At 38.8% G+C, this 7,293-nt stretch carries 7 protein-coding genes and 1 pseudogene; all 8 read right to left on the bottom strand.

What is annotated here, in order from left to right; translation table 11 throughout:
- A pseudogene (locus PAN06_RS12295) lies at window positions 1-386 on the bottom strand (polymerase); the annotation flags it as partial.
- 104 nt (window positions 387-490) lie between these two features.
- Complete coding sequence (locus PAN06_RS12300) at window positions 491-1,453, bottom strand: glycosyltransferase (RefSeq protein ID WP_269796454.1); 963 nt, start codon at window positions 1,451-1,453, stop codon at window positions 491-493.
- Window positions 1,454-1,470: 17 nt separating this feature from the next.
- Window positions 1,471-2,445 (bottom strand): glycosyltransferase, encoded by a 975-nt coding sequence (locus PAN06_RS12305; RefSeq protein ID WP_269796455.1) that lies wholly within the window; start codon window positions 2,443-2,445, stop codon window positions 1,471-1,473.
- 23 nt (window positions 2,446-2,468) lie between these two features.
- Entirely contained in the window at window positions 2,469-3,107 is a 639-nt protein-coding gene (locus PAN06_RS12310) for a DUF1919 domain-containing protein (RefSeq protein ID WP_269796456.1), read from the bottom strand.
- 1 nt (window position 3,108) lies between these two features.
- Window positions 3,109-4,257, bottom strand: coding sequence for a glycosyltransferase family 4 protein (locus PAN06_RS12315; protein ID WP_269796457.1), 1,149 nt, complete (start codon window positions 4,255-4,257; stop codon window positions 3,109-3,111).
- A 2-nt stretch (window positions 4,258-4,259) separates the two neighbouring features.
- Window positions 4,260-5,432 carry a glycosyltransferase family 1 protein gene (locus tag PAN06_RS12320; RefSeq protein WP_269796458.1) on the bottom strand — a complete coding sequence of 391 codons (1,173 nt, stop codon included), beginning with the start codon at window positions 5,430-5,432 and terminating at the stop codon, window positions 4,260-4,262.
- A gap of 38 nt (window positions 5,433-5,470) precedes the next feature.
- Window positions 5,471-6,847: a sugar transferase gene (locus PAN06_RS12325; protein WP_049472725.1), complete on the bottom strand. Its 1,377-nt coding sequence runs from the start codon at window positions 6,845-6,847 to the stop codon at window positions 5,471-5,473.
- Window positions 6,848-6,866: 19 nt separating this feature from the next.
- On the bottom strand, window positions 6,867-7,293 hold a 427-nt coding region (locus PAN06_RS12330), incomplete at its 5' end, for a polysaccharide biosynthesis tyrosine autokinase (RefSeq protein ID WP_269796459.1).

Below are 7,293 nucleotides of genomic sequence, written 5' to 3' on the forward strand. Positions count from 1 at the left end.
AGTACCAGGAATGTCGCTATAGAAAAAGTCCCTAATAATTTCCTAAAATCTATATCTCTAGCAGAAAAAACAAGAAGCAACACATTTATATCTAACAATCCATCGCGATTTTTTGCAACTAGAAGCATAGCAATAAAAAATGCCGTTACTATTAATAATTGTTGCCAATGAAATCTAAAGTAATAGAGCGTTTTCGGAAAGTTCATCAACTCCTTTATCAACAGCACAATAATTGTAAAGTACAAGAGCAAACGATAAAGCGATAGAAAACTATCTAATCGAACAAAATAAGTAGTTGTGGCTAACGAAGCGACAACAACCCATATAAACAAGGTGAATAAATAAATTTTTTCTGAGATAAAACGATTGTTCATCACAACAGTCATCCAAACCTTTCCATCATGATCATAAAGTCTTATTACGGGTATCTATAAAAACCTCTCACAACTAAATAGCGACTATCCCTATTTTATCAAGGCTTGCAGTTTTTTTAAAAAATTACTGTTAGATACATTTTGAAATGTAATAACCGTCTAACTAGAGGGCGAAGCGGAGAAGTAGCTTTTTTTAGCAAGGCAATCATCTCTTGATTTCTACACAACACCTCAACATAGTATCGTTTTTTAGAAAGAGACATCTTTTGCTTTGATATGTTCTGAATATTACTCATCAGGATACGCGCCTTTATTTGATCTATAAATTGATCATCATGGATATTCCAGCTTGTCATCAACTGATCAACTTTTCCTAGTTCTTCCAATTGATAGTTCATTCGATTAGGATTATACTGTCCCATCGCAGAACCTGTTCTACCCGAGACATAAACATAATAACAAGTTTGTGAAAAGGAAACTGTATGAACACATTCAAATACATTTAGATTGAAACGAACATCTTCTCCTAAATCATAGGATTCAAAGACAATTTGATGCTCCTCCAGAAATTCTCTACGGTAAATTTTATTCCAAACAGTATACATCATGTCTGTTAACCATAATTCTTGAAAAAGCCCAATAAAATCACTTTTGTCTTTTTTCCCTTCAGCAGGAAGTATTTTTGCCGATCGAGTTATTTCTGATAAGTTCTTTTCAATCGAATTATAGTAACTAAACACCAATAAGTCTAATTGGGAATCTAATTGACTTTCCACATCTGAAAATAGATTTCCCACAAGATAGTCATCCGCATCCACAAAATAAATGAACTCGCCTTTTGATTTGGTTAAACCAAAATTACGGGCTGAACCGACACCCTTATTTGGAATATGATAGGCTGCGATATTTGCAAACTGATTCGCATAATCCTCACAGATTTGACCGCTCTGATCTTCGGAGCCATTATCAATCAACAAAATTTCCAAATCCGCATAATTTTGAGCAAGTAGACTATCTATACAACGAGGAAGATAATTCTCTACATTGTATACCGGTATAATGACTGAATACTTCAACATAATCCCCTAAAATTCTCTCACTTCATCCCTTGTATAGCGAAAGCCAGCTTCAATAAATGCAATCGGTACAACAAATATTTGATTCTATTTGGAATAGATTTCACTTCACTATACGTTATTTTATTATTTTCTAATTCCTGTTTCACTTCACCTGTAATCTCACTATAATGTTTATGCAATTTAGCTTTATATAAACTGGCTAGTATGTGAGTCAAACCATTTACATAATAAAGCTGTGAGATGTGTAACTCCTCTTGGTTCAATTGAAAACGAACAAAATCAGAATAAAAAACTTCTTTGTAGAACCCAAACATATCTCTAAACTTCTTCTCATTCCAAGACTGTGTAATGGAATCCGGGTTATCGATTAAGTAGTGATAGTACTTCTGATTTGTCGCATAAACCTTCTTTGCTGAAAGAAAAAGCTTGTAATTGGTTCCAAGATCCTCATAGTATTTACCAATTGGAAACTGAACGTTATGATCAGTGAATAAGGATTTTCGATAGATTTTGTCATTAGCGAAACCAGTAATATAACTATGCTTCAGCATTTGCACAAAAGCATCTTTACCTTCAAAGACTTGAGTCTCTACTGGATCTGAAATAATCATATCTTCTTCACCCTTGACAAACTCACGATTAAAAGAAATAATATCAAATTTTTGAGATTCTAGCGCTTCTGCCAAGGCTATAAAGGTATCTGGCTCAATCCAATCATCTGAATCTGGGAAATAAACATATTCTCCTTTGGCCTGAGAAATACCCGTATTCCGAGCTTCCGAAAGCCCGCCATTCTCCTTATGAATAACTGATATAAAGTCATACGCTTTCACATAGTCATCACAAATTTGAGGCGAACGATCAGTACTTCCGTCATCCACAAGTATGATGTCATAGTTTTTCCACTCTTGAATCAGGATACTCTTAAGACAACGGTCTAAATACTTTTCGACATTATAAACTGGAATAACGACAGTTAAAAGTGGTTTCATAATTATATTTCCTAATGTATAGTCTATGTTAGATCCTCTCCACCCTTATTCAACCAAGTTACAACATTAAAATAGCGGTGGTACGTTTTCAAATCAATGCCAACGTGTCCTTGCTTTTCAGCTGATTTAAAATGAACTAAGGAAGGTAAGCCACTATAATTCTTCGAAGAGAAGATAACCTTACCTTTGTATGGAAGCTCTTCAAACTCTTTCATCAACTCATAAGTGCAAGCATCATTATCATTGAACTTGAAATATAAATTATTCCAATGAATTCTTTCCAAACGGCGTTGCCATTTCTGAGAAGCTTCTTTTTCATCTGCATAATGCAAAAAATGAAGTTCAATATCATCAAGAAGTGCTAGAGGGTAGGCATTATCAAAGTCTTTGATATATTTTGATTCCTTAACAAATTTTAAGGGGATATCTCCACTCAAATAATGTTTTAAATTCTTAAGCATCTTAATGTAATCAGGTGAAAAGATAAACATCCCTACAAATGGAGTTTGGTAAGGCAAGCCCAATTCTTGATAAACTTTTCCTGCCCAACAATTATCACAAATAATCGTAAAATTCTTATTCTTGAGTCTTCGCCGAGGAATAAAATTAATAATTGGATAAACGATTGGTTTTAATTTATTCTTAATTGTTTCAGTATTCATCTTAATATTTCTTATATAGCTCCGAAAAATTCCGAATATAACTTTGTAAGGAGAAGAGTTCTTTTTGACGTTTGACTGATGCCTTGCCAAATTGCTCTCTCTTCTCAGTGTTCTCGGCTAAATCTTGAATAGCCTTCGACAATTCTGCAGGCTGATTTGGAGTGGCTAAGAGACCGTTTTCACCCTCTTTAACCATTTCACAGACACCACCATGACGATAACCCACTACAGGTTTTCCACAAGCCATGGCTTCGAGGACGACTGTTGGGAGAGGATCTGGATTGGTACTTGGCAAGACAAAGATATCAAACATATTATAGAGTTCTGTCGTCTTGCTATAATAGTCAATACGCTTGATTTGACCAGCTACCGGTGAGCCTGAGATTGCTTTTTCCAGTTCATCCACGCGCCACTCTTCCCCCTCAAATGCACTACCTGCTAAAAAGGCTACCGCTTTTAGATTGGCCTGTAAGATTGGAGTAACAGCTTCTAGGAAGTCCCCTTGCCCTTTCCAGGCATTCACTCGACCAACCATACCGATAACAAGCGCGTCTTGTGCGATCCCAAATTGGTCACGAACAGCGCTAGCAGCCATCACCTGATAGACAGCATTGTCAACACCATTATAAATGACTTGAACCTGGTCGTCTTTCACATAGCGAGACTGCTTAACATGGTTTGCTACAGCATTTGAAACTGTCACAATCGTATCAGCATAACGCCCCATCAAAAAGTTGATGAAATCAGAAATTGCTTTTGGTTTGACGATAATTTCATGGACATGCCAAATCAAAGGAAGTTTCAACTTCCGTTTGAGATAAATTCCCTCAAGTACCGCAGTTGTATTGTTGTGAACGAGAGTAATCCCATTCTCTTTAGCATATTTAGCAATTTGTTTGGAGTAACGGTTATAGGAGCCAAAGTACTCAAGAATCCCTTTTGGATTAAAATATTTCCGGCGCAAAATTGGGTAATCAATAACTTTAACCTTTGCACCGACCTCTTCTAAAGCACCCACTAATACACCGTCGTTGGGTAAAATAACATGTGCTTCAAAAGCATCTTTATCCAAACCCTTAATAAGCTCCAGCAAAACCTTGTCAGCACCATACATTTCGGCACCAGCATGGAGATATAATATTTTCTGCATTTCTAACCTTTAAATACTTTCTCGTAGTCTGTGACAATCTTTTCCCAAGTAAAGGCTTCAGCAATCCGTTGACTTGATTTCTGATTGAGATCTTCGATTGCTTGAGCGTCTAATTGTTCAGCTTGATCGATGACATGTGCCAATTGATCTTTCTTCCAATAAAGTGCCCCATCTTCACCGACTTCACGGTTAAAACCAACATCCAACAAGAGATTGAGCTTAGTAGACTCAAGAGCCTCAAGAAGGGATGGATTGGTACCACCTACTTCATGACCATGGAAATAAGCAAAAGCATTCTCACGAATGTATTTAAGCAATTCTTGATCGTAGACCGTCCCGACAAACTTCACTCGAGGATCTTGATCAAATCCTGTATCCTTACGTAACTGTTCATAGAACTTGTTTTGTTCTACATTGGTAATCAGAACAAAATCTTTTTGGGAGTTTGACTGCATAAAGCCACGAATCATGGCCTCATAGTTGTTTTCGGGTACAAAGCGACCTACGACAAGGTAGTAATTCCCTTCGGAGACTTGCTTATCCGCAAACCAAGCCCGTACTTTCTCGTCCTCTTTGTTCAAGATAGACTTACTTGTATCGGTTCCATAGGCGATATAGGTGGTCTTAGGTTGATACTTAGCATAGTCCTTCTGGATATAGGCTTCGATGTTCTTGCTATCACAGATTAAAAGATCCGCATGTTTAACCATAAGTTGCTCAGAAAATTTCCAATACTTACGGACTGGAAGGCTCCACTTCGCACGAAGCCACTCATGACCATCTGGATTGACCATCAGAGTTCCTCCGATAGCCTTGACTTTCTTTTTAATCCCTGAAATAAAGGGACCAATCCGGCAAGCCAAGACATAGAAAATCGGTGCCTGATCCTTGTTTTCTTTTGCGATTTCAATCGCCTTATTGAGAGCTGCGATATCATAAGCAATGGCACGCGCAGGACCGATATTAGGGACATCAATGTTATAACAAATAGCACCGTTATGCTCGAAAGTATCTGCAGTAATTTCTGATTTTTCTGAATTCTCCCGCATACAAGCCACATAATACTGGATATTTTTGTCTTGTTGGAATTCTGTCAACTTCTCAACAAAGGTTTCAAAACCACCATATTTTGCTGGAATACCTTTGGAACCAACGATATAAATTGATTGTGTCATTTTTCTCCTAACATGGAAAGGACGAAGTAGGTATTTTCCTACTTCGCTCCTTCTTTTCTAAGTACAACCTTCACGGTCTTGAGCAGGATCTGAATATCTCTCCAGATCGTCCAACCATCCATGTACGCAACGTCGAGTTTGACCACTTCGTCAAAATCTGTAATCTCACTGCGTCCGCTCACTTGCCAAAGGCCTGTAATCCCTGGCTTGAAACTGAGTCGGCATTTTTGGGCTGGCGTATAGTCTTGGTATTCGTCTACCGTTGGAGGACGAGTCCCGACCAAACTCATATCACCGATCAGAACATTGTAAAATTGTGGCAATTCATCAAGACTGGTCTTACGGATAAAGCGTCCGATTGGTGTTACCCGTGGATCATTTTCCATCTTAAACATCCCACCTGTCATGGTGTTTTGCGCCATCAGATCTTTTTTAATCTCTTCGGCATCCACGCGCATGGAGCGGAATTTATAGAAGTTAAAATACCGTCCGTTCTTTCCGACCCGCTTCTGTACAAAGAAGGCAGGTCCGCCATCTTTGCGGATTAGAGGGACCAAAACGATACTCACTAGTCCACAAATCAAGAGACCAAAGAGGGCTCCCGCAATGTCCAAAAGACGTTTAGCAAAGACGTGACTCGGCTTGTAGAAATTGGTTGAGAAAGTGACGACACTTAATCCCCCGACTTCTCGAACCCGTTTATTGCCTAAGGAAGCGAAGTTAAAGGCATTGAGATTAACCGATACATCGATCCCCATACTCTCAAACTCCGAGACGAAGTCACTAATATTGTAGTCCTCACTTGGCAGATTAATAAACACTTCATCTACCACTTCCTTGGTCACAAAGTTCATCATTTGATCCGGCTGCACCACCCTTACGCCTGAGTGAGTAAAATCCGTATCGTCCATGACGGTGACACCGATCAGTTCCCCATGATAAAGGCTAGGCGAATGCAGAATATCAAATACCTTTTCCATCCGACTGGTCGCTGTGATCAAGAAAATCTTTCGCGAACTCTTCCGCCGCGGCGAAACAGACTTCCGGTATCTCTTGAGCAAGAGATCCATGATATAGACGGAAAACGTATTGAAAAGAAAGAAGTAAATCATCCCCCGACGAGAGATGGAAAAGACCCCATCGAGCATAAAAGAGGTAAAAGTGATCCCAACAGCGAAAAATACATTGTATTTCAAGACCTGAAAGAGCTCATCCAGGTAACCCCTGCTATAAAAGCGATAAGCAATATTGCTAATGTAAAAGGATACAAAATGCAAGAGATAGAGAATAGCAATTGTCTGCGACGTGTATTCTGCATCCTTAAAAAGACTCACAATGTAAGCTGAAAATAGGACAGCTAAACTTTGAAAGAGAACAATATTTAGTTTTTCCAGTTCAATTCTTTCTTCTCCCATTTTCCCTCAATCCTATTCTTTACTTTTTCCCATACTCTCCGTAAGATCCATATCCACCATATGAACCATACTCAGCAGCTTTAATGTTAAATTTATTGAGCACTACTCCCAAGAAAGGTGTGCCTGTTTGTTCTAATTGGTCCTTGGCTTTTTGGACAGCCTTGCGTCCATTGGCACCAGATTCTGTGATCAAGACAGTTCCATCACAGCGTTGGGCGATAATAGCCGCATCGATCACGACCCCGATTGGAGGCGTATCAACAATGATGTAGTCAAAATGCTCACGCAGGGCATCCATCATCACAGTGAAGTTCTTGCTTTGCAAGAGACCTGTTGGGTTTGGTGCTACCTGTCCAGACTCGATGATATCCAAGTTTGGAAAATCAGTCGCATACAAGATTTGGTCCAATTGGCTACGGCCAGATAAGAAGTCGGTCAAGCCTTGG

This window comes from Streptococcus sp. SM3 (assembly GCF_027497875.1).